Here is a 22,398-nt window from a genome sequence, read left to right on the forward strand (position 1 = left end):
ATCGCAACCATAGGTTGCCTTAGAGATGCGGCCGTTCGATGCGCCGCGGTCGGGGCGACGAGGAGCAAGCGGCGACCATGTCCACGACGACGAGCGCTCTCCCTCGAGAGCCGGGGGCGGCCCCGGAGGCGATCTCCGGGGCGGTCAAGGCCGGGAAGCCGAGCAAGGCGGCCGGCATCATGGCGGCGGTCGCCGCGCTCGCCGTCGCGGCGGGCGCGGGCTGGTACGTCGCCCACCGCGGGGTCGAGGCGACGGACGACGCGCAGATCGACGCGGAGGTGGTGTCGGTCCCCGCGCGCGCGGCCGGCGTGGTCGTGAAGGTCCTCTTCGCGGAAAATCAAGCGGTGAAGGCGGGCGACGTGCTCGCCGAGCTCGACGCCGACCCCGCGCGCGCGCGGCTCGCGCAGGCGGAGGCGAGCCTCTCGGCGGCCAGGGCGAGCGCCGACGCGGCCGACGCCGACGAGCGCATCGCCGAGACCAACGCGCGCAGCAACAAGTCGGTGGCCGAGGCCTCGCTGCACGGCGCGGCGAGCAGCGCGACCGCGTCGAAGCAGCAGATCGCCGAGGGCGAGGCGCAGGTCGCCTCGACGACGGCGACCCTGGAGCAGGCCACGCTCGAGCGGGACCGCGCGAGCAAGCTCGTGGAGACCGGGGCGCTCGCGCAGGCCCAGCTCGACCAGCTGCAGGCGTCCGTCGACGTCGCCCGCGCGTCGCTCGAGCAGGCGAAGGCGCGCCTCGCGGCGCTCCGGGCGACGACAACGCAGGCGTGGAGCCGGGTCGAGGAGGCGAACGCGAAGGTCCAGCAGGCCAGCAACGTCGACGCGTTCATCGCGCAGGCGCGCGCCCGCGCCCGCGTGGCCCACGCCCAGGTGGAGACCGCGCAGGCCGCGCGGGACCTGGCCGCGCTCGAGCTCTCGTACACGCGCATCGTCGCGCCCCAGGACGGCACCGTGTCGAAGAAGACCCTCTCGGTCGGGCAGATGGTCTCGGCGGGCCAGGCCGTGGGCGTGCTGGTCCCGGCGCGGCAGGTCTGGGTGACCGGCAACTTCAAGGAGACGCAGCTCGCGCACATGCACGTCGGCCAGCCCGCGCGCGTGTCGATCGACGCCTACCCCGGCGTGACGGTGCACGGCGAGATCGAGAGCTTCTCCGCCGCCACGGGCGCGCGCTTCAGCCTGCTGCCGCCGGACAACGCGACCGGCAACTTCACGAAGGTCGTCCAGCGGGTGCCGGTGCGGATCCACGTCCACGACGCGCCGCCCGACGTCGTGCTGCGCCCCGGGATGAGCGTCGAGCTGGCGGTCGACACGAGCAAATAGGGATGAGGAGGGAGCCATGGCAGAGGTGGCTATCGCGGCCCCGCCGGCGTACGCCGACGCGCCCGCCAACGCGAACAGGTGGCTCGTGGCCGTGGCGGTGGCCCTCGGCGCGCTCCTCGAGATCGTCGATACGAGCATCGTCAACGTGGCGCTCACCGAGATGCAGAACTCGCTCGGCGCCACGCTCACGCAGGTGAGCTGGGTCGTCTCGAGCTACGCCATCGCGAATGTCATCATCCTGCCGCTCACCGCGTGGCTCGGGCACCGCTTCGGCAAGAAGCGCTACTTCGTCTTCTCGCTCGTCGCCTTCACCGCGGCGTCGGTGCTCTGCGGCGTCGCCCACAGCCTCCCGATGCTCATCGTCGCCCGCGTGCTCCAGGGGCTCGGCGGCGGCGGCCTGCTCGCGAAGGCGCAGTCGATCCTGTTCGAGACGTTCCCGAAGCACGAGCAGGCGATGGCGCAGGGCTTCTTCTCCGCCATCGTCATCGCCGGCCCCACCATCGGGCCGACGCTCGGCGGCTACATCGTCACGAACATCGACTGGCGCTGGATCTTCTTCATCAACGTCCCGCTCGGCATCGCGGCCGTGCTCATGTGCCTGGCCTTCCTGCCCCCGGACGCCGCGGGCGAGCGGGAGCGCGGCGGCGTCGACTGGCTCGCGATCGCCCTGCTCGCGGCCGGCGTCGGCTCGCTGCAGACGGTGCTCGAGGAGGGGCACTCCGAGGCGTGGTTCGACTCGCCGTTCATCCTCGCGTTCTCCGCGGTGGCGGCCGTGAGCCTCGCCCTGTTCATCCACCGCGAGCTCACGTCAAAAAGCCCGATCGTCGACCTGCGCGTGCTCCGGTACCGCTCGCTCTGGGCGGGCAGCCTCCTGTCCGCCGTCATCGGCATGGGCCTCTACGGCGCGCTCTTCGCGGTGCCCATCTTCGCCCAGTCGATCCTCGGCTTCACGTCGCAGCAGACCGGCCTGCTCCTGCTCCCCGGCGCGCTGGCCTCCGCCTTCTCGATGCCGCTCGTGGCGCGGCTGCTGAACCGGTTCGACCCGCGCGTGCTCCTCGTGGTCGGGGGGCTCATCCTGCTCGCGGCGCTCTTCCAGCTCCAGACGCTGACCCCGATGACGGGCTCGGGCGACCTGTTCTGGCCGCTGATCATCCGGTCGTTCGGCACGACGCTGATGTTCCTGCCGCTGAGCATGGCCACGCTGGGGCCGCTCCCCAAGAAGGACATCGCCGCCGCGACCGGCCTCTACAGCCTGACGCGGCAGCTCGGGGGCAGCGTCGGGGTCGCCTTGCTCACCACCGTGCTCGCCGACCGGCAAGCGTTCCACCGGGCGGTCCTTGTGAGCGACATGGGGGCGAGCGACCCGAAGACCCTGGAGCGCGTCGCCGCGTACACCGCGGGCTTCGCCGCGAAGGGGTTCGATCTGGCGGACGCGCGCGACAAGGCGCTCCACGTCCTCGACGGGATCGTGAACATGCAGGCCGCCGTCATGTCGTTCAACGACACGTTCTGGGTCACGGCGGTGCTGGTCCTCGCCACGCTCCCGCTGGTGCTCCTGCTGGGGAAGGGACGGGGCGGCCCCGCGTCCGCGGGGCACTGAGCCGCTCGCCGAGGGGTCCGGCGCCCTCGACCGGCCTCACATCGAGTAGGCGCCGCCCTGGCCCCCCGCAGCGGGGGCCTCGCCCTCGCGGAGCTCTTCCACCGCCTTCGCGTGCTCGGGGAGCGCCGGCAGCGCCTGCGGGTCGTAGTCGGGCGCGACCCAGAAGACCTCCGGCGCGGGCTTGTACTCGCTCGAATAGCTGCGCTCCGAGGCCCTGCCGTCCTTGTAACGGATCGAGACGAAGGACCTCACGTCGTATCCGCACGAGCCCTTCTGGTGGCGCTTCACCTTGCCCTCGGAGAGCTCGGACTTCACGTAGATGCGCCGGATGAAATCGTCGGTGTGCTCGGCCGAGACGTGGTGTTCGACCTCCGCCACGGGGTCTCCGCCCAGGATCTCGACGCGGAGCACCGTCGGCTCGGGGAGATACGCGTGGATCATGATCGGGAACGGGAGCGTGTTCCTGATCTTCAGGTCCGACTCCGGGTAGGTCACCATCGCGTCGAGCCCCATGGGGATGTAGGCGCTCGGGCGGGAGTGGCTCTGGCGATCCGGCGTGTCGAGCGCGCCGAAGAGCGACGCGGCGTAGAGCGTGCTCGAGACCTGACACGTCCCCCCGCCGTAGCCGGGGACGGTCTCGTCCCCCAGGATCTCCGGGGCGATCGTGAACCCGTTCTTGGCCGTCCGGGGGCCGACGTGGGCGTTGAACGAGAAGGTATCGCCCGGGGCCAGGATGGTGCCGTCGATCTTGGACGCGGCGTTCCTGATGTTGCGGGCGCGCCCCGCCTCCTTGCCGAGCTGCTTGAACTTCGTCTCGTAGGCCGCGACGACCCTCGTGACGTCGACGCTCACCAGGTCGGCGACCTCGACCTGCGGCAAGACCTGCCGGACGGCGAGCTCGATGAGCTCCTCGTCGCCGTGCTCCCCGGCCCGCAGCGCCGCGAGGGAGGCCTCGACGTCGAGCGCCCGGCCGGCCTGCTCCGGGATCTTGCGCCGGTTCGCGAGGTCGAGCCGCGCGTCCACGGGCGCCCGGTAGATCTGCGGGGCGAGCCGCTCGAGGAACGCCCGCGCCCGCGGCTCGTCGACGGCCCAGGCGAGCGGCACGTCGATCTCGCCGCGCCGCGCCTGCCGGGCCTCCCGGAGCCGCCGCGCCCAGGGCCCCTCGTGGCCGACGCGCAGCGCCGCCGCGAGCGTCTCGTCGACGTCGACCTCGACGCCCGCCTCGCCGAGCGTCGCGGTGAGCTCCACGTCGTCATGGCGCAGCCGGACCACGCGCTCGCGAAGCGCGTCACGCCGCGCCGCGAGCCAGGCCGCCGGCGCGGCGCCGTCCGGCAGGAAGCGCTCGCCGACCGAGAGGCCGCGGACCACCGGAGAGGCCGGCAACGCATGGCGCACCCCCACGGCGGCGCCCACGCCGGCCGACCCGCCGAGCGCCAAGACCAGAACGAGGGCCCTCGTATCCACGGCAGCTCGCCATGCTACCCGGATCGCGGACGATCTGGAAGATCGCCAGACCGTTGAGAAGAGAAAAAACCGTCAGAACGTCAAGGGCGCCGAAAGGCCTCAGCCGCCGCCGACGAAATGGACGATCTCGATCACGTCCCCCTCGGCGATCTCGGCGGCCGTGTGCTCGGCGCGCGGCACCACCTCGCCGTTGCGCTCCACCGCCACCGGCCCCTCGGTCAGCCCGAGCAGCTCGACGAGCCTCCGCACCGTGAGCGCCGCCGGCACGTCGCGCGCTTCCCCGTTCACCGTGATGTTCATGGCTTCCTCACCTCTCGCATCACCAGGCGCGCCGCGACCTCCGGCGGCTCGACGGCCTCGCCGGCGAGCGCCGCCCGGAAGCGCCGCGCGTTCTCCACGTAGCCCGCGGCGCCCAGCTTCCCGAGCTCGGCCTGGTCCGGCCGCACCTCGCCCACCACCCGGGCCGGGTTGCCGCGCACCATCGAGCGCGGCGGGATCACCCGCCCCGGCGGCACCACCGCGCCCGCCGCGATCACCGAGCGCTCGCCGATCTCGACGTTGTCGAGCACGATGCTGCCCATCCCGATCAGGCACCCGTCGCCGACGAGGCAGCCGTGCAGGATCGCGCTGTGGCCGATGGTCACGTCGGCGCCGACGATCGTCTGCGAGACGCCGCCCGTCAGGTGCAGGCACGCGAGATCCTGCACGTTGGTCCGCGGGCCGACGCGGATCGCGCCGATGTCCCCGCGCAGCACCGCGCCGAACCACACGCTCGCCTCGTCGCCGAGCTCGACGTCGCCGATCACCGTCGCGTTCGGCGCGAGGAACACGTCGCGCCCGAGCCGCGGGGACACCCCGCCGAGGTCCAGGACGAGCGCCACGTCAGCCGCCCTCGGCCGCGACCACCGGCAGCGAGCGTCGGGCGGGCCGCGCCTCCAGGCCGCCCCGCTGCCGTGGCTGGGCCGCGGCGCGCGCCGCCTCGGTGAGCTCGGCCTGCAGCGAGTGCTTGTTCGCCCGCGCGATCGAGACCTCGACGACCTCGCCGAGCAGATCGAGCTCCCCGGCGCCCTCGATGTGCGCGATCTCGTGGCGCCCCGTCCGGCCGGACCAGAGCGCGCCGCCGGCTCCGCCGTGCCCCCGCTCCTTGTCGCGCCCCTCGACGAGCACCTCCTGCGTCGTCCCCACGAGGGCCGACAGGTGGGCGGCGAGCAGCGCCTCGCTCTCCTCGAACAGGCGCGCGAGCCGCTCGCCCTTCACGCCCTCGGGCACGTCGTCCGGCAGCTTCAGCGCGGGCGTGTGCGGCCGGCGCGAGTACTTGAAGCCGAACAGCCCCTTGAACCCCACCTCGCGCACGAGCGACAGCGTCGCCGCGAAGTCGTCCTCCGTCTCGCCAGGGAAGCCGACGATGATGTCGGTCGAGAGCGTCAGCCCCGGGACCGCCTCCACGAGCGCCCGCGTCCTCGCGACATACTCGGCGCGCGTGTAGCGGCGGATCATCCGCCGGAGGACCCGATCGCTGCCCGACTGCACCGGCATGTGCACGTGGCGCGGCAGCGCCGGGAGCTCGGCGTGGGCGAGGACGAGCGAGGGCGTGAGGTGCCGCGGGTGCGGGCTCGTGTAGCGCAGGCGCGCGAGGCCGGGGACGTCGGCCGCGACGCGCCGGAGCAGCGCCGCGAACTCGCTCTCGTCCGGGTCGTCCGCGCTCGCGCCCGGGGCCCGCGGCAGCGCGCCGAGCGGGTCGCTGTAGCTGTTCACCGTCTGGCCGAGCAGCGTGACCTCGCGCGTCCCCGCCGCCACGAGCGCCGCGATCTCGGCGACGATCTCGTCGCTCGGCCGGTACCGCTCCGGCCCGCGGGTGTAGGGGACGATGCAGAACGAGCAGCGCTCGTCGCAGCCCTTCATGACGGTCACGAACGCCGTCGGCGCGGCGCGCGGCGAGGAGGAGGACGCGGGCGACGGCGGCGACGGCGGCGATGCGACGAGGAACCGGGGCGCGTCGAGGTCGAACACCGTGCGCGCGATCGGCAGCCCGCCGATCGCGAGGTCGCCGAGCAGGCCGGGCAGCTCCGGGATGTTGTCGGGCCCTACCACGACGTCGATCGCGCGCATCTGCTTGAGGAGGCGCTCCCCCTCCTGCTGCGCCACGCAGCCCGCCACGACGAGCACCCGGTCCGCGCGCTCCCGCTTCCAGCGCGCGAGCCGACCCACCTCGCTCCGCAGCTTCTGCTCGGCCTTCTCGCGCACGCTGCACGTGTTGAGCACGAGCACGTCCGCCTCGTCGGCGCTGCCGGCCTCCGTGTAGCCGGCGCAGCGGAGCACGTCGTGCATCCGCTCGGAGTCGTGCACGTTCATCTGACAGCCGAACGTCGTGATCGAATACCGGGGCATCGAAGCGATGCACGCTCTAACAGAAGGGGCCCGAGGCCGCCACCTCGCGCGCCAGGAGCCGCGTCCGTCGACGCCGCGCGCCGCGCGCCGCTCCCCTCGCCCTCTCCAGCCGCCGCACCCGCCCCACGGTCGCCCTCCGTCTCCAGCCTCCGCGCAGCCCCCTCCGTCTCCAGCAGCCCCGCGGCCGCCCTCCGTCGCCAGCGCCGCGCGAGCGCTCCCCCATCGCCAACCCCGCGCGAGGCAGCCTCAGCGGCGGCGCGACGACAGCCGGCGTCGCGCGCCGCCAAAAGGACACGGACGCGGCGCAATACCATGTTAACAATCAGCTCGGGAGGAGACCGATGGCGAAACTGGAGAATCTGGTAGACCTGCTCGATCGCGCGCTGAAGCGTCATGGCCACCGGCCGGTGTTCGGCACGAAGACCGATGGCCGCTGGGACTGGATCACGTACGCGGAGTTCGGGCAGCTCGTCGCCAGGTTCCGCGGTGGGCTGGCGTCGCTCGGGGTCCAGCGGGGAGATCGGGTGGCCCTCATCTCCAACAACCGCGTCGAGTGGGCGGTCTCGGCTTACGCCTGCTTCAGCATGGGAGTCGCCGTCGTGCCGATGTACGAGGCGCAGCTCCCGAGCGAGTGGGCGTTCATCATCAACGATTGCGAGGCCGTGGCCGCGATCGTCGCCACGCCGCAGATCTACGGGAAATGCAAGGACCTCCCCGAGAAGGCGCCCTCGCTGAAGCACGTCGTCTGTCTGTTCGACCCCGACGGGGCGAGAGACGGCGTTCCCGGGGCGAAGATCAGCTCGTACAAGGAGCTCCTCGCCGCGGGCGAGGGGAGCCCGGCCCCGGCCATCCAGCCGACATCGAAGGACACGGCGTGCCTCATCTACACGTCGGGCACGACCGGCAACCCCAAGGGGGTGATCCTGTCGCACGGCAACATCGCCTCCAACGTCTGCGCGGTGCTGGATCTCATCCCCTTCGGCGGCGACGATCGGAGCCTTTCGTTCCTCCCGTGGGCCCACTCGTTCGGCCACACCGGCGAGCTCCACGTGATGATCACGGTGGGCGCGTCGATGGCGCTCAGCGAGTCGGTCGACAAGATCCTCGCGAACCTCGGCGAGGTGCACCCCACCGTGCTGATGAGCGTCCCGCGGATCTTCAACCGCATCTACGAGGGCGTGAAGAAGAAGATGGCGGGGAAGCCCGCGGTCATCCAGGCCCTGTTCCGCGCCGGGATGCGCGCCGCGACGAAGCAGCGGAAGGGCGAGCCCCTCGGCCTCGTCGAGCGGCTCGCGCTGGCCGTGGCCGACCGCGTCATCTTCTCGACGATACGCGCCAATGTCGGCGGCAAGCTGAAATACGCCATCAGCGGCGGGGCGGCGCTCGCCTATGAGGTGGCCGAGTTCGTCGACGCGCTCGGCATCACCGTCTTCGAGGGGTACGGCCTCACGGAGACATCGCCCGTCGTCGCCGTGAACTACCCGGGAGCCCGCCGCCTCGGCAGCGTGGGCAAGCCGATCCCGGGCGTGAAGGTCGTCATCGACAGGTCGGAGACGCACGACCCGAAGCAGGGAGAGATCGTGGTCTACGGCCCGAACGTCATGGTGGGCTATTACAAGCGCGACGAGGAGAACAAGGCCGTCTTCACGGAGGACGGCGGCTTCCGCACAGGCGATCTGGGCTACCTCGACGACGACGGCTACCTCTTCGTCACGGGCCGCATCAAGGAGCAGTACAAGCTGGAGAACGGCAAGTACATCGCGCCGGCCCCGCTCGAGGAGAAGCTCAAGCTGTCTCCGCTGATCAACGGCGCGATGGTCCACGGCGACAACCGCCCCTTCAACGTGGCGCTGATCGTGCCCGAGATGGCGGCGCTCACGGAATGGGCGCGGGCCGAGGGGCTCTCGTTCGAGTCGACGGACGCGATGCTGAAGCACCCGCGGGTGGTCGCGCACGTCCAGGCGGAGGTCGACAGGTACGCGTCCGATTTCAAGTCCTTCGAGAGGATCAAGCAGATCGCCCTCGCGGCCGAGGATTTCACGGCGGAGAACGGGATGCTGACGCCGACCCTGAAGCTGAAGCGGCGCGTGGCCCTCCAGAAGTACGGGCCCGTGATCGAGGCGCTCTACGCCGGCGCGGGCGGCGCGGGCGGCGCGGAGAAGACCGCGCCGCGCGCGGCCGCGCAGCCCAGCTGAGCCTCCCGCGCCCCCCGACCTGCCGTCCCTCGCCGCCCCCCGCCGCGACCTGCCGTCCCCCGTCCACGCCCTCTCCCCTCCCGGCGCGCCTTCGCGTACGCTGGGCGCGCAGGGGACGCGCCGGCGCGCGCGACGCGCGACGTCGGCCGACGAACGGGAGCGGCATGACGACGACAGGCACCCAGAGGCGAACGCTGTATCCCGAGATCGAGCCGTACCGCGCCGGGAGGCTGCGCGTCTCCGATCTTCACGAGATCTATTTCGAGGAATCGGGCAATCCGCGCGGCAAACCGGTGGTCTTCGTGCACGGCGGCCCCGGGGGCGGCACGGAGCCGAAGCAGCGGCGCTTCTTCGACCCGGCCGCCTACCGGATCGTGCTCTTCGACCAGCGGGGCTGCGGCAGGAGCACGCCGTACGCGAGCCTGGAGGAGAACACCACCTGGCACCTCGTCGAGGATATGGAGAAGCTCCGCGAGCACCTCGGGATCGAGCGCTGGCAGGTGTTCGGCGGCTCGTGGGGGAGCACGCTGTCGCTGGCCTACGCCGAGCGGCACCCGGAGCGGGTGACGGAGCTCGTGCTGCGCGGCATCTTCCTCCTGCGGAAGCAGGAGCTCGACTGGTTCTATCAGCGGGGCGCGAGCGCCATCTTCCCCGACGCGTGGGAGGAGTACCTCGCGTTCATCCCCGAGGCCGAGCGGGACGACCTGCTCACGGCGTACCACCGGCGCCTCACGAGCCCGGACCCCGGGTTGCAGCAGCGGGCGGCGCGCGCGTGGAGCGTCTGGGAGGGGCGGACGAGCTGCCTGTTCACGAACCATGAGCTCGTCGCGAAGACGTCAGGTGATGATTTCGCCCTCGCGTTCGCCCGGATCGAGTGCCACTATTTCATGAACAAGGGGTTCTTCACGGCGGAGACGCAGCTGCTCGACGACGTGCACCGGATCCGCCATATCCCGACCGTCATCGTGCAGGGCCGCTACGATGTCGTCTGTCCGCCGGAGAGCGCGTGGGCGCTCCACCGCGCGTTCCCCGAGTCCGATCTGCGCATCGTGGCGGACGCAGGGCACTCGGCGATGGAGCCGGGCATCCTGCACGAGCTGGTCGAGGCGACCGACCGGTTCCGTTGACCGGCGGTCAACGAGCGCGGCCGAGGTCGCTGGACACGCGCAGTACACCAAACACCGTATTTCGCGGTCAACCACCTCCCGAGCGCCGCTCTCCCCCTCTCGTTCTCCACGAATTCAGGCCGAGAGCGGGTTGTCGAGTCTGCTGGAGCCTTCCTCTCGGGGTGCGATCCGGCCGAATTGCGCCGGACTCGGCCCTCCGGCCGCTTGCGCCGCGTGGGGTCGGTCTTTAACGTAAACCAAGGAAGGGTTGATTCCCCCGTGGAGGCTTATGGCAAAAAAGGCAGCACGGAAGACGTGGATCCTGGTCTCCGACGCAAGCCGCGCCCAGCTCTATCGCGAAGAGCCTGCGGGCAAGGGCTTCACCCTGCTCGAGTCATACAACCATGACGAGAGCCGGGCGCGCGTGCGGGATCTGATGGCCGACGCGTACGGCCGCAAGCCGAACGGCACCTCCAGCGGGAACGGCAGCCTCGGCAACGGCGCAGGGGGCCAATACCTCGGCCGTCCCGGCGCCGCTCCCGACACCGATCCCAAGGAGGTCGAGAAGCAGAAGTTCGCCCAGGAGCTCGCGGAGGTGCTGGAGAAGGGGTTGAACGAGCACGCCTACGAGACGCTGGTGCTCATCGCGCCGCCTCACTTCCTGGGCCTGCTCCGCGGCACGGTGAGCAAGCAGGTCAGTAACCACATCGAGACGAGCGTGGACAAGGACCTGAGCTGGCTGGACGGCCCCCGGCTCACGGAGCGGCTGCGCGAGCTGCGGGCCGGGTAACGCCGCTCCCCGCTGCCTCGAACGTGTAGGCGACGCCGAGCCCGACGACGTTCGCCCGGGCGCTGTAGGCGCCGCCATTGATGGTGTTCGGGTCCTCCGGCGGATTGGCCCGCACCGGGCTCACCTGCGGGAGCCGCGCTTCCCTCGGATCGACCCTCACGTCCGCGGCGAAGGCGTGCGCGTAGCTCGCGTCGAGGCGCCACCGGCCGAGGTGGACGCCGAGGCCGGCCGCCGTCGTCAGCTTGGTCGCGTCGATCGTGAGGACCGACAGGTACTCGGGCGGGACGGCGCTCTGCTCGAGGCTCACGCCGGCGCGCAGATCCCACCGCGCGCCCGCGAGGTCGAAGGAATACTCGCCCCCGAGCCTCGCCGAGAGTGAGTTCTCGAACCGCCGCGGGAACGAGACGGCTGGCACGCGGAACGCCTCTGGGAAGCCGGCGACGTTCCGGAGCACCACGCCGTCGGGCTCGACGAGGATGTCGTCGTGCATGCTCCAGCCCTCGACGCCGAGCCCGAGCTCCACGCGCAGGTCGTCCACGACCCGCGCCTCCACGCCGGCGCGGAGGACCCACGGCAGATCGAACGCGACGTCGGCGTCCTCGCCCTCCTGGACGGCGCGCTCGAAGACGGGCGCCGCGGGGAGCCGCGCCCTGAATTTGGCCGGCGCGCGCACCCAGATGGGCAGCTGGAAGGCCAGGCCGACACGCCAGCGCGGCGTCGGGACGAAGAGCGCCCCGAGCTGGCCCGTGGGCGCCACGATGGGCGCGACGCTGAGCTCGGAATGGATGTCCCACTCCGGATCTTCGGGCGCGCAGAACATCCGCTCCGGGAGGCACCCGGAGACCACCATCCGGCTGTTGAACGTGCCGACCAGCGCGCCGAGCCCGGCGCCGAAGCGCCACTCGGGCGACGGCGCGTACGCCGCCCCGACCCCCAGGAGCGCGAGCGCGGAGCCCTCGAGCGTGAGCAGCGCGTAGCGCTGGGGCGCCGGCATGCCGTTCACCTGCTCCGGATAGCTGGAGAGGGCCGCGTACGGCGCCCACATCCCGCCCCAGACGACCCACCGCGGGTCGACCTTGAAGGACGCCGCCAGCGTGGGGATCGGCAGCACCGGCGCGCTGCCGGTCACCGGATCCATCGTCTGCACGAAGCTCGCGCCCGTCGGCTCGCCGGTGTTCGGATCGACCTGGCGTACGATCGCCTGGCGCGTGTGCCGGCTGCGCCACTCGAAGAGCCCGACGTCGAACAGCACCTGGGTGCCGGCCTCGTAGACGCCCGCGGGGTTGTAGGCGATCGCCCCGAGATCGTCGCCTCCGGCGATGTACGCCCCGCCGCGGGACGACGGGCGGACGCCGCGGTCGGTGAAGTACAGCCCGGCGGCGACGGCGTCGCCCGCGGGCAGGAGGAGCGCCCCCGCGGCGGACGCCACGGAGAGCACGGCGCGGATCGTGGGCTTTTGCACGTGGATCACTCGTGCGGCCGGTTCTTGACGATGGCGTAGATCTGCTCGAGCCCGCGAGTCTCGTCCGTCAGGAAGTCCCTGGCCGAGACAAACAGCTGCCGGTAGTCCTCCGCCGTCAGCGGCGCGCCGCTCCCGGCCTCGATGCGGTTCACGTCCGCGAACGCGTCGAGGAACACGTCGAGCGGCGCTCGGCCGTCCGCCATCGGCGTCACGAGCGCCGGGAGCACGTGCTCCATCGCGTGATACCTGTCGTAGCGATCGTCGTTGAGCGCCTTCAGCGCGTTGAGCCCCGCGTCGGCCGCGCCTGGCCCGCCGGCGCCCCCCGCCGGGGTCAGCGCGGTCGACGCGGCCTTCAGGATCCGGCGCGAGCCGTCGTCGTTGGCGAGGAGCTGGAGGCCGTCGGCGAGCGTCGTCGAGAGCGCCTGGAACGGGGCGCCGGCTGCGTCCGCGTCGAGCAGGGTTGTGAGGAACCGCTCGATCTCCCGTCGCGCCGGCTCGTGGGCGCGGACTGCCTCCATCACGTCGACGGCGGCGGCGAACAGCGGGTGGCCCAGGAGGTCGCTCACCGTCGCGCCGAGCTCCTTCTGCGCCCAGGCGCACCGCCCCGTCGTCTCGCGATCGGGGCAGTGGGCGTTCAGCTGCTCGCGGAGGACGCGCAGGACGAGGGCGCCCATCCTCGGGAGCGCGCGGTTCTTGAACCGGGCCTCAGGCCCCGACCCCTCGACCGCGAGCAGCGCATCGACGAGCTCGTCCACGCCGCGCTTCCACTGGCCCTCTCGCTCGGCGGCGTCCGGCGCATTCCGCTGCGCGAAGCGTGCGTCGATGCCGTTCAGAGCGCCGGCGAGGAGGGTGAACACGGTGAGCTGGTCCTGGACGCGACCATCCGCCCACGTGGCCTTCTTCTTCCCCCAGCGGTCGACCATGCCCACGCCGGCCGCGTAGCGGGTGCTGAAGAGGGTGCGCGCGAGCTTCTCGAGGACCTGCGCCTTCGTCAACGGCCGATCTGCCGCGGGGCCGCGCCGCACGGTCACGGACGTGTCGCGCGCCATCCGGGCGAACGCCACCGACGACGCGAGGACGTCCTTGGCCCGGAGCGCGTCGGCCATGAGCGGCTCGTACGAGCTGGCCCCTGCCTCCGAGCAGTACGCGGTGTTGGTCTTGGGCGAGCCGGCCTTGATGCACTCCGGCCCGTGCTGCTTGCCCGGCCAGTGATGGTACGCCGTGCTGAAGAGATCGATCAGGAGGTCCTCCCCCGTGGAATCCGGGGCGACCTCGGCGAACGCCGCCACGATGGGGCTCAGGTACTCGCCGAGCCCGAGCTGCTCCAGCAAGAAGGCCGTCCCCGGGTGGCGCCCCCGGATCAGGCCCTCGGAGGAGCTGCACTCGTTCACGCCCAGCGCGTTCCTCGGGCAATGGATCGTGCCGGCCGGCTCGAGCGTCCCGGAGATGAACAGGTTCGTCGTCAGGTTCCCGCCCGCTCCCGACAGCGCCCGGAAGGGATCCAGATCCTGCAGCGCCGGGAACCTGTCCGAGTCGGCTCCGAAATAGATGAGGCGGTTCAGCGCGGCCGGGGTGGGATGGCTCGTCAAGCCGTGGATGCCGCTCGAGGACTCGAGCACCGAGTCCGTCACGGCGAGCGCGAGGACCGTCGGCTTGACCTCGAGCACCGCCTTCTTGTCGTGCCCCTCCGGGAGGAGCGAGTCGAGGTAGAAGGCCGCCAGGTTGTCGATCTGGAACAGCTCGCACTCGGCGTACTCGACGAAGGGCACAGTGACCTCGAAGACGCTGACCACCGCGCCCTCCTTGTTGCACTGCCTGACGCCGGCGGTGTCGTGCATGAGCTGCATCAGCCGCTCCATGCCCGAGCGGTTGTCGCCGATCTTCGGCTTCGTCTGATCCACCGGCGTCCGCGGCGCGGCGATCGTCGGCGCCCCGACCGTGAGGTTGATCGCCGGGCCGTTCAGCTGCGCCGGGTTGTACGCGTACCGGTCGCGGGTCGTGAGCATCGCCGCGATCGCGTCGCCCGCGTGCCGCGCGCCGCCGCGCGAGGCGAGGAGCGCGTCGCTCCCGAGCGCCCCGATCAAGCGCGCCACGAGCCCCGGCTGCTCGACGGCCCTGCCGAGCACCGCCGAGAGCTCGTCCCAGAGCGGCGCCTTCTCGTCGATCCGCGCGGGCGCCTCCTTGCCCTGGGCGGCCAGCCGGTCGTGCTCGCGGGCGACATCCCGGATGCGCAGCGCCGCGGCGGTCATGCGCGCGAGCTCCGCCTCGCGGTTCTCGAGCAGATCGATGAGCGTGAGCAGGAGGACGTCCGAGTCCTTGTCGGCGAGCACCTGGCCGACCGCGTGCGCGAGGTCGGCGAGCGGCGAGTCCTCGCCGCGGAAGCGGCGGTACGACAGGCAGCCGTCGCACCGCTCGCCCGCGGGCACGATCCTGCCGCGGCGGGCGTCGTAGCGGGCCTCCTCGCGGTCGCCGAAGAGCAGGTACGCGCCGGACAGCGCGTACATGAGCCCTTCGTGCTCGGTCTTCCACGGCTCCGGATCGCCCTTGCCCGCGTACCGGGTCGCGTCGACGAGCGGCACGATCGACCGCAGCGCCGCGCCGAGGACGGTGCGGGAGGTGTCGACGTAGGCGTAGAGCTCCGGCGAGAGGCGCCCGAACTGGTCCCGCGGCGGCTCGGTGACGCCGGGGATGGCGAACGGCGGTTCGATCGCGAGCGGCGCGCCGCTCCGGTCCACGAACCTGCCGGCCGCGTCGATGTCGGCGAGGCCGTCGCGGTCTTCGTCGGCGAACGGCGCGGGGACCCCCTCGCCCTGGGGGAGCACCCACCCGCGCCCATCGCGGCGGGTGATGAAGATCGACGGCGGCGCGGCGAGCCCGGGGTGCTCCGCGAGCAGCGCCGCCTGCGCGAGCTCCAGGGTCGTGCGCGGGCGGCTCGGCTGCGCGGTGGCGGCGTCGACCGCGAGCGGCTCCCGCTCCGGCAGCGACAGCGTGGCCAGCTCCTGCTCGCCGGCCGCGAGCAGCGCCTGGAGCGCGGGCGCCCCCGGGCCGCCGGGGCCGAGCACGTCGAGCGCCGCCACGGTCATCGGGCGCAGCCCGGGGTACGCGAGCGCCGCGCCCGCCATGCCGAGCCCCACCTCCGCCGAGCGATAGCCCCGGCGCCCCCAGATGCTCGCGAGGGCGCAGACCGGCGCTCCCTGCCCCTCTGCCCTGTCGCAGGCGATCGGCGCCCGCTCCCGCTGCCTCTTCTGGTCGCCCTCGTCCAGCCTCGCGTTCTCCTCGCCGCCGTGGATGAGCGCGTCGAGGAGCCGGGCGATCCCCCGGGTCGACTCGGGCAGGACCGCCGGCCCCGCCGCGTCGAACGGGTTCGACTCGTAGAGCGGCGCGAGGGTCTGCGAGAGGCTCAGGACGGCATCGTGCAGCCGGATCCTGCCGCCCCCCTCGCCGGGCGCGACGTTGTCGATCTCGATGTCCGGCACGGCGGCGTTGACGGCGTCCACGAGGGCGTTGCGCCACCGCGCCATGGCCTCCACCTTGGCCACACCCAGCCTGCGCGCCTGCGCCGCCCGCTCGCCGGAGACCGGCGGGAGCACCGAGACGTCGACCTCGTCCTCGTACCGGCCCTCGCCGTCGTAGTGGCAGACGCGCTGGTACGAGGCGCCCGTGTGGTCCTCGTGGAGGCTCGACGCGCCCACGCGGTCGCAGAGCATGCCGAAGACGTCGTCGCCCAGCCCGCCGCCCTCCTTCACCTTGGGAGGCGCCTTCCGCGTCGTGTCGAGCGGCTCGTGACACGAAGCGATCGCCCCGCCGGCCGCGATGAGCGCGACGAGCCGGAGTACAGCGACCGAGGAACCCAGCGCGCGCCTGCGCATGACGACAACCTCCCCCAGTTGCCTCCAGGGTAGACGATTCCACTCCAGGTGCGTAGGGGGCTTGGCGCCCCAGCGGGGGTGAGGTGGGCGACGCCGGAGCGCGCGTTCTCCAGTTCTCCAGCGTCACTGCGCTGCGACGGGGACGGCGGCGGGCTCGTGGGTATAGGCTGCGGAGCGATGGCGACCCAACCCACCCCGCTCACCGCTGTCGTTCTCGCTGCTGGACAAGGGACTCGGATGAAGAGCGCCCGGCCGAAGGTGCTCCACGAGCTCTGCGGCCGACCGATGCTCCATTACGTCGTCGACGCGGCGCTGGCCGCCGGCGCCTCCGACGTCGTGGTCGTCGTCGGCCACGGCCGCGACGAGGTCTCGGCGGCCCTGGACAAGGCGTTCGGCGCCCAGGGGAAGAAGGTCCGCACCGCGCTCCAGCCCCAGCAGCGCGGCACGGGCGACGCGGTGCGCTGCGCCATGCCGCACATCGACGCCACCTCCGAGGCGATCCTGATCCTGTGCGGCGACACGCCGCTGCTCGATCCGGAGCAGCTCACGCAGCTCCGCGGGGCGCTCGACCGCGCGGGCGGCGCGCCGATGGCGATGCTCACCGCGGAGGTCTCCGATCCGACGGGGTACGGCAGGATCCTCCGCGACGCGTCGGGCCGTGTGATCGGCATCCGCGAGCACAAGGACGCGACGCCCGAGGAGCGCGCGATCACCGAGGTGAACCCCGGCGTCTACCTCGCCCGCAGCGGGTTCCTCGAGCGCGCGCTGGCCGGGCTGACGACGGACAACGCGCAGGGTGAGCTCTACCTGACCGACATCGTCGCGCAGGCGGCGAAGGCCGGCGGCGCCGCGGCGGTCGTGGCCAGGGACGTCGGCTCGCTCGTGGGCATCAACGACCGCGCGCAGCTCGCCGCCGCCGAGGAGGTGCTCCACGGCCGCATCTCCGATCGGCTGCGCAAGAGCGGTGTCACGATCCGCACGAGCGCCCGCATCGACGCGGGCGTGGCCGTCGAGCCGGACGCCGTGATCGAGCACGCCGTCGTCCTGCGGGGCCGGACGCGGGTGGGCGCGGGCGCGCGGATCGACGTGGGCTCGGTGCTCACGGACGTGGTCGTCGAGGCGGGCGCCTCCGTGAAGCCGTACACGGTCGCCTCGCAGTCGTCGATCGGCGCCGGCGCGCAGATCGGGCCGTTCTCGCACCTCCGGCCGGAGAGCCAGATCGAGGCCGACGCGCACATCGGCAACTTCGTCGAGACCAAGAAGACCGTGGTCCGGAAGGGCGCGAAGGCGAACCACCTCGCCTACCTCGGCGACGGCGACATCGGCGAGGGCGCGAACGTCGGCGCCGGGACGATCTTCTGCAACTACGACGGCTTCCGGAAGCACCGGACCGAGATCGGCGCCGGCGCTTTCATCGGCAGCGACTCGCAGATCGTCGCCCCGGTGAAGATCGGCGCGGGCGCCTACGTGGCGACGGGCACGACCGTGACCCGCGACGTGCCGGACGAGGCGCTGGCGATCGGCCGGGTGAAGCAGGAGAACAAGGAGGGCTACGCGACGCGGCTCAAGGCGCGGCTGAAGGACGCGGCGAAGAAGTAGCGGGCGCCGTGCTGTTCACGCACGGTAGAAGGCGGTAGCGAGGCGACCGGCCGACCCCTCGAGATCACACCTTCCAGCGCCGGGAGGCACGCGGCGAGCGCATCGGCGATCCGGCCCGAGGCCCCGGCCGCGGCTTCAGCTCGGCCTCCGACACCGACCGCGCACGGTCATTTTCGCGCGATGCCGAAGACACCCGTGGTCGTCCGGCTGCAACCTGGGTCGGCTCGAATCCTGGGAGGGCACGGATCTCGCTTGTGCCTGCACATGTGATTCAGTTCACATTTGCAAGACAGGGAGCTCCATGCCGACGTACGAGTTCAAGTGCAACGACTGCGGCGCCGAGTTCGAGGTGGTCGCGTCGCTCTCCGAGTTCGAACGCCTGAAGCGGGAGCGCACGGCCCAGTGCACGGCCTGCGGCCGCTCGAACGTCGAGCCGGAGATCGTGGCCTTCCAGGTGCAAACGGCGCGAAAGAGCGCCTAGACAGAAGGACAGAGCGGCGTGTCGAGCGAGAATTACCACGAGCTGCCGGAGCTCCTGTCGGAGGCGACCAAGGAACGGCACCGCGCGATCGTCTCGTTGATCGAGGAGCTCGAGGCGATCGACTGGTACCAGCAGCGCGCCGAGGCGTGCACGGACGCGGAGCTCCGAGCCGTGCTGCTCCACCACCTCGAGGAGGAGGTGGAGCACGCGATGATGAACCTCGAGTGGCTCCGGCGGAATGATCGCGTCTTCCAGGAGAAGATCGACATCTATCTCAACAGCCAGGGACCGATCACCGAGGTGGAAGCGGCCGAGGAGGCGGCGAAGCTCGGCGCCACGGCGAAGACCGGCGCCATGGCGCCGAGCGGTGGGCTCGGCATCGGGAGCCTGAAGGGGGCATGATCATGGATCTTCTCAAGCGCGAGCTCGCTCCCATCCTCCCCGCCGCATGGGACCTCATCGATCACGAGGCGACGCGCGTGCTCAAGCTGCACCTCGCCGGCCGCAAGGTCGTCGATTTCCGCGGCCCGTTCGGCTGGGAGTACGCCGCCGTCAACACGGGCCGCACGCGCGCGCTCGAGCGGAAGGAGGCGTCCTCGGTGAGCGCGGGCATCCGCCTCGTGCGGCCGCTCGTCGAGTTCCGCACGCCCATCCGCCTCGATCTCGCCGAGCTCGACGCCGTCGGGCGCGGCGCGCAGGAGCCCAACATCGAGGACGTCGTGCGCGCCGCCGAGCACGCCGCGCGCTTCGAGGACGGCGCCATCTTCAACGGGCTCGCGGCCGCCGGGATCGAGGGGATCCTGGAGGTCGCGCCGCACAAGCCCGTGGTGATCCCCGCGCCGGAGGCGTGGCCGCGCGCCGTGGTGGCGGCGAGAGAGGTGCTCCGCGCCGCGGGCGTCGACGGTCCTTATGCGCTCGCGCTGGGTCCGAAGGCGTACGACGAGCTGGCCGCGGCCGCGGAGGACGGGTACCCGCTCCTCAAGCACATCGAGCGCCAGCTCATCGACGGGCCGATCGTGTGGGCGCCCGCGCTCGAAGGCGGCGTGCTCCTGAGCACGCGAGGCGGCGACTTCGAGCTGACCGTGGGGGAAGACCTGTCCATCGGCTACGACGGGCACGACAGGCACGTCGTGGAGCTCTTCCTCACCGAGAGCTTCACCTTCCGCGTGCTCGAGCGCGCCGCGGCCGTGGCGCTGCGGCGGGGCTGAGAGCAGCCCCCGCGGCTACTCGGCGTCGCCGACCGCCGCGCCCTCGCCGTCGCGCAGCGACGGGATGACGTGGCCCATCCGGAGGCGCTTCGCCTCGAGGTAGGGCGCGGAGAACGGGTTGGCCGGGACGATGGCCGCCGAGCGCGAGGCGATCCGGACGCCGAGCGCGCGGAGCGCCTCGACCTTGTCCGGGTTGTTCGTGAGGAGCCGGATCGACTCGATGCCGAGGTGCTCGATCATCGCGGCCGCGGGCTCGTAGCCGCGGGCGTCGTCGGGCAGGCCGAGGATGCGGTTCGCGTCGACCGTGTCGTGGCCGAACGCCTGGAGCTGGTACGCCCGGATCTTGTTGGCGAGCCCGATGCCGCGCCCTTCCTGCCGCAGGTAGAGCACCACGCCGAGCCCGCGGCGCCCGATCTCGGCCTGGGCCGCCTCGAGCTGCTCGCGGCAGTCGCACTTGAGGGAGCCGAACACCTCGCTCGTGAGGCACTCGGAGTGGACGCGCAGGGTCACGTCCGACCGGCCGCGCACGTCGCCCATGACGAGCGCGACGTGATCGGGCGAGAGCCCCTGGTCGGGGCTCGTCGTCCCACCGAAGTGGAACACCAACATCTGAAAGACGCCGTGCTTCGTGGGCACGGGCGCCTGGGCACGAATATCGAGCTGAGGCCGGATCGCCGTCGTCGGGACGTGCATCTCGCTCTCCTGGTGGAGGAATCCTGGGTCACCTGTAAAGCAAGGAACGCGCCTGGTAGCCCGCTGCCCTGCCTTGTCCAGCCACCCCTGAAGGTGGCGTCAATCAGGTAGCGTAAGCACCGGGCAGGAACAAGATAAGCTCTCCAAGATGTTGCTCCAAGGACATACCTGGAGCAGCCGATCCGCTGTCTGGAGCAGCCGATCCGCTTCGTCCCCGCGCGATCGGCGGTCCCGCCGGCCGTGAGCGGACTCACCATCGAGACGCCGGCGGACCGTCGGAGCGCGTCGAGGGCGCCGGTGGGCCGCGGCGCCCGCCTCCGGCCCCCCTGAACGCGCCGGTGACGCGCCAGGGCCGCCGCGCCCGCCTCAGAACCACCCGGGTTGCATCCTGGCGTACGAGTCCTCGCCGGAGCGGCAAAGCGCGGCGAGCGCCTCGACCCGGGGCAGCTCCGTCGAGAACCAGTACTGCGCCGCGCAGAGCTTGCCTTCGTAGAAGCCGGCCGGGGCGGCGCCCCTGGCCAGCCCTTCGCGGGCGGCCGCGGCCATCGCGAGCCATTGCCAGGCCACGACGACAACGGAGACGAGCTCCATGTAATCGGCGCTGTGCCGCAGCATCCGCTCGGTGTCGCCGCGCATCCCCGCCTCGGCGAGCTGCACCGTCACCTCGCCGAGCAGCGAGAGCGCCGCGCCGAGGCGCTCGCCCCACGCGGGCTCGACGCCGGCTCGCTGCGCCCGGACGATCGTCTGCTGGATCTCGCCGCCGAGCGCGATGAGCGCGGCGCCGTTCCCGGCCACGACCTTGCGGCCGAGGAGGTCCATGCCCTGGATCCCGGTCGTGCCCTCGTGGATCGAGTTGAGCTTCTGATCCCGGAGCCAGGCCTCCGGGAGGTACTCGCTCGAGTAGCCGTAGCCGCCGTGGACCTGGAGCGCGAGGGCGTTCGACTCGAAGCCCTTCTCGGCGGGGAAGGTCTTGGCGATGGGGGTGAGCAGGTCGAGGAGCCGCTGCGCGCGCTCCCGGTCCGCCGCGTCCGCGGCGTGCGCCGCGAGATCGGCGTACAGCGCGGTCGTGGAGACGAGCGCGAGGCCGCCCTCGACGATGGCCTTCTGCCGGAGCAGCATCCGGCGCACGTCGGCGTGCTCGATGATCGGCACCTGCGGCGCCGCCGGGTCCTTCGCGCCGAGCGTCCGGCCCTGCGGCCGGACGAGCGCGTAGCCGAGCGCCTCGTGGTAGGCCGCAGAGGCGGTCGCCACGGCGTTCGCGCCGACCATGATGCGGGCCTCGTTCATCATCTGGAACATGCAGGCGACGCCCTGGTGGGGGCTGCCCACGAGGTAGCCGTGGCAGTCCCCCTTCTCGCCGAAGCTGAGCGACAGGCTGGGGAGCCCGCGCCAGCCGAGCTTGTGGATCATGCCGGCGACCTCGACGTCGTTCGGGACGAGCTGCCCGCCCTCGGTCAACCGCTCGGGCCGCCGCTTGGGGACGGCGAACAGGCTCACGCCCTTGATGCCCCGAGGCGCGCCCTCGATGCGCGCGAGCGTGAGGTGGACGATGTTCTCGGTGAGGTCGTGATCGCCGCCCGAGATGAACATCTTGGACCCGCGGACGAGGTAGTGGCCCGCGTCTGTCTTCACCGCGCTCGCCTGCACGTCGGCGAGGCTCGATCCGGCCTGGGGCTCGGTGAGCGCCATCGTCCCGGTCCACTCGCCGGCGTACATCCGGGTCATGAAGGCGGACCGCAGGGCGTCGTCGCCGAACGTCTCGATGAGGTGCGCCGCGCCGGCCGTCAGGCTGAGGTAGCCGCACGCGCTCAGGTTCGCCGCCTGCAGGTAGGCGCCGGCGAGCGTGGCGACGACGAGCGGCAGCTGCTGCCCCCCCACCGCGGCCGGCCGCGCCGCGGTGAGCACCCCGAGCTCGACCATCGGCCGGAAGACCTGCTTGATGGCGGGGTGCACCGTGATGGCGCCCGCCTGGAAGCGCGGCGGCGCCTCGTCGACCGGCCTGTAAGTCGGGAACAGCACCTCCCGCGCGAAGCGCCGGCAGCTCTGGAGGTAGAGATCGAACGTGTCGCGCGAGTGCTCGGCGAAATAGGGGAGCTCGCAGAGGCGCGGCGCGTCGAGCACCTCGTAGAGGAGGAACTCGACGTCGCGGTTGTTGATGAGGGGGTTCTGGGGAGCGGTCATGTGTCTCTCGCCGAATGTGGCGCACGCTAGGCGCGCACGATGC

Annotated in this window: 17 protein-coding genes; 9 read left to right on the plus strand and 8 right to left on the minus strand. The window is 72.0% G+C overall.

The window, feature by feature from the left end; all coding sequences use genetic code 11:
* Positions 1–77: 77 nt before the first annotated feature.
* Both WMF14_RS29310 and WMF14_RS29315 read left to right on the plus strand, forming a co-directional pair.
* Positions 78–1,319: an HlyD family secretion protein gene (locus WMF14_RS29310; RefSeq protein WP_437791315.1), complete on the plus strand. Its 1,242-nt coding sequence runs from the start codon at positions 78–80 to the stop codon at positions 1,317–1,319.
* Between the two features lie 16 nt (positions 1,320–1,335).
* On the plus strand, positions 1,336–2,919 hold the full coding sequence (locus WMF14_RS29315) for a DHA2 family efflux MFS transporter permease subunit (protein WP_437791317.1): 1,584 nt from the start codon (positions 1,336–1,338) through the stop codon (positions 2,917–2,919).
* 36 nt (positions 2,920–2,955) lie between these two features.
* Here WMF14_RS29315 and WMF14_RS29320 read toward each other — a convergent pair whose 3' ends face one another.
* The 4 genes from WMF14_RS29320 to miaB form a co-directional block, all read right to left on the minus strand.
* Positions 2,956–4,383, minus strand: coding sequence for a VanW family protein (locus WMF14_RS29320; RefSeq protein ID WP_437791319.1), 1,428 nt, complete (start codon positions 4,381–4,383; stop codon positions 2,956–2,958).
* 99 nt (positions 4,384–4,482) lie between these two features.
* On the minus strand, positions 4,483–4,683 hold the full coding sequence (gene thiS / locus WMF14_RS29325) for a sulfur carrier protein ThiS (RefSeq protein WP_272094203.1): 201 nt from the start codon (positions 4,681–4,683) through the stop codon (positions 4,483–4,485).
* Positions 4,680–5,264, minus strand: coding sequence for a gamma carbonic anhydrase family protein (locus WMF14_RS29330; RefSeq protein ID WP_437791322.1), 585 nt, complete (start codon positions 5,262–5,264; stop codon positions 4,680–4,682). The genes thiS and WMF14_RS29330 overlap by 4 nt, the downstream gene beginning before the upstream one ends.
* Before the next feature lies 1 nt (position 5,265).
* Entirely contained in the window at positions 5,266–6,771 is a 1,506-nt protein-coding gene (gene miaB / locus WMF14_RS29335) for a tRNA (N6-isopentenyl adenosine(37)-C2)-methylthiotransferase MiaB (RefSeq protein WP_437791324.1), read from the minus strand.
* Positions 6,772–7,112: 341 nt separating this feature from the next.
* Here miaB and WMF14_RS29340 point away from each other — a divergent pair, with 341 nt between their 5' ends.
* The 3 genes from WMF14_RS29340 (at position 7,113) to WMF14_RS29350 (ending at position 10,862) form a co-directional block, all read left to right on the plus strand.
* Positions 7,113–8,966 carry an AMP-dependent synthetase/ligase gene (locus WMF14_RS29340; RefSeq protein WP_272094206.1) on the plus strand — a complete coding sequence of 618 codons (1,854 nt, stop codon included), beginning with the start codon at positions 7,113–7,115 and terminating at the stop codon, positions 8,964–8,966.
* Between the two features lie 164 nt (positions 8,967–9,130).
* Entirely contained in the window at positions 9,131–10,093 is a 963-nt protein-coding gene (pip, locus tag WMF14_RS29345; RefSeq protein ID WP_437323292.1) for a prolyl aminopeptidase, read from the plus strand.
* Between the two features lie 268 nt (positions 10,094–10,361).
* Positions 10,362–10,862, plus strand: a complete 501-nt coding sequence (locus WMF14_RS29350) for a host attachment protein (RefSeq protein WP_437791329.1) — start codon at positions 10,362–10,364, stop codon at positions 10,860–10,862.
* On the opposite strand, the gene WMF14_RS29355 is transcribed toward WMF14_RS29350, so the two are convergent.
* Both WMF14_RS29355 and WMF14_RS29360 read right to left on the minus strand, forming a co-directional pair.
* A complete protein-coding gene (locus tag WMF14_RS29355) occupies positions 10,828–12,324 on the minus strand; it encodes an OmpP1/FadL family transporter (RefSeq protein WP_437791331.1) in 1,497 nt (498 codons plus the stop codon). The two genes, WMF14_RS29350 and WMF14_RS29355, sit on opposite strands and share 35 nt — an antisense overlap.
* 5 nt (positions 12,325–12,329) lie before the next feature.
* Positions 12,330–16,193 (minus strand): hypothetical protein, encoded by a 3,864-nt coding sequence (locus WMF14_RS29360; protein WP_437791333.1) that lies wholly within the window; start codon positions 16,191–16,193, stop codon positions 12,330–12,332.
* 177 nt (positions 16,194–16,370) lie between these two features.
* On the opposite strand from WMF14_RS29360, the gene glmU reads away from it, so the two are divergent.
* From glmU to WMF14_RS29380, 4 genes are all read left to right on the plus strand, one after another.
* Entirely contained in the window at positions 16,371–17,792 is a 1,422-nt protein-coding gene (glmU, locus tag WMF14_RS29365; protein WP_437791336.1) for a bifunctional UDP-N-acetylglucosamine diphosphorylase/glucosamine-1-phosphate N-acetyltransferase GlmU, read from the plus strand.
* A 301-nt stretch (positions 17,793–18,093) separates the two neighbouring features.
* Positions 18,094–18,273, plus strand: a complete 180-nt coding sequence (locus WMF14_RS29370; RefSeq protein ID WP_437791338.1) for an FmdB family zinc ribbon protein — start codon at positions 18,094–18,096, stop codon at positions 18,271–18,273.
* Positions 18,274–18,291: 18 nt separating this feature from the next.
* Positions 18,292–18,675, plus strand: coding sequence for a ferritin-like domain-containing protein (locus WMF14_RS29375; protein ID WP_272094215.1), 384 nt, complete (start codon positions 18,292–18,294; stop codon positions 18,673–18,675).
* 2 nt (positions 18,676–18,677) lie between these two features.
* Positions 18,678–19,481: a family 1 encapsulin nanocompartment shell protein gene (locus WMF14_RS29380; protein ID WP_437791340.1), complete on the plus strand. Its 804-nt coding sequence runs from the start codon at positions 18,678–18,680 to the stop codon at positions 19,479–19,481.
* A gap of 15 nt (positions 19,482–19,496) precedes the next feature.
* On the opposite strand, the gene ribA is transcribed toward WMF14_RS29380, so the two are convergent.
* Both ribA and WMF14_RS29390 read right to left on the minus strand, forming a co-directional pair.
* On the minus strand, positions 19,497–20,174 hold the full coding sequence (gene ribA, locus WMF14_RS29385) for a GTP cyclohydrolase II (RefSeq protein WP_272094217.1): 678 nt from the start codon (positions 20,172–20,174) through the stop codon (positions 19,497–19,499).
* 366 nt (positions 20,175–20,540) lie between these two features.
* A complete protein-coding gene (locus WMF14_RS29390) occupies positions 20,541–22,355 on the minus strand; it encodes an acyl-CoA dehydrogenase (protein WP_437791342.1) in 1,815 nt (604 codons plus the stop codon).
* Between the last annotated feature and the right edge of the window lie 43 nt (positions 22,356–22,398).

It is taken from the genome of Sorangium sp. So ce693 (genome assembly GCF_051521375.1).
In the GTDB taxonomy this organism is placed as follows: domain Bacteria; phylum Myxococcota_A; class Polyangia; order Polyangiales; family Polyangiaceae; genus Sorangium; species Sorangium atrum.